General features: G+C 40.3%; 1 protein-coding gene. It reads right to left on the bottom strand.

Annotated features, from left to right (window positions below; all coding sequences use genetic code 11):
- Nucleotides 1-194: alpha/beta fold hydrolase family protein (locus PZE06_RS28825; protein WP_275792515.1), on the bottom strand; the 194-nt coding region annotated here is incomplete at its 3' end.
- Nucleotides 195-290 lie beyond the last annotated feature (96 nt).

The raw sequence follows: 290 nt of genomic DNA, 5'->3' as shown, positions 1-290 counted from the left end.
GGCTGGTCCAACACAATTAAACTGGAAGCATTCAGAACGGTGATAAAACGGCAATGTCGCAAATGCAAGGTTTGGTGCTGTAAATAGTGGGATAGGAACAATGCGTCTTTCACACCAGATAGAATAAGAATAGGACAGCTTACTTTTTCAATATCTGAGATAGGATCAGCACTAACTGTTAAATCCATCACCATTTTATAAAGATCAAAGGAAATGGTCTCGGCGTAGTTTCGAAGTTATATCAACTCCGAATGTCCTTTTGGAAACGTGGTAGCATGGGTGTCTCAGAA

The sequence above is a fragment of the Robertmurraya sp. DFI.2.37 genome (genome assembly GCF_029211245.1).
Lineage (GTDB): Bacteria > Bacillota > Bacilli > Bacillales > Cytobacillaceae > Robertmurraya > Robertmurraya methanolica_A.
This window is presented reverse-complemented; position numbering and strand designations above follow the sequence as displayed.